Below are 279 nucleotides of genomic sequence, written 5' to 3' on the forward strand. Positions count from 1 at the left end.
GATTGCCGATCAGATTGCATTGGACGGCCAACGGATCTTCCATGAAGCGTGCCGAATGGAACGTTCGGATCGTTTCGTGATGGGCAACGCCGGGAGCGATGACCTTTCGCCCGCCCGACCAGCCGGCCATGAAATGCGGCTCGACAAGGCCGGTCGCGATGCGCAGATCGGCCTCGGCAAACAGCCGGTCGAGCTTGACCGGCGTGTTCCGCGTTTTGGTGAAGCCGAAATCGATATGGGCGTCCTCGTCTCTGGCATAGTGGTTTTCGACGCGGACAT

At 60.2% G+C, this 279-nt stretch carries 1 protein-coding gene; it reads right to left on the reverse strand.

Translation table 11 applies throughout. The features are described 5' to 3' along the window. A partial coding sequence (locus SB772_RS40235; RefSeq protein WP_410838548.1) for a lactate racemase domain-containing protein occupies nt 1-279 on the reverse strand: 279 nt, incomplete at both ends.

The sequence above is a fragment of the Paraburkholderia sp. SIMBA_030 genome, assembly GCF_046535245.1.
Classification (GTDB): domain Bacteria; phylum Pseudomonadota; class Gammaproteobacteria; order Burkholderiales; family Burkholderiaceae; genus Paraburkholderia.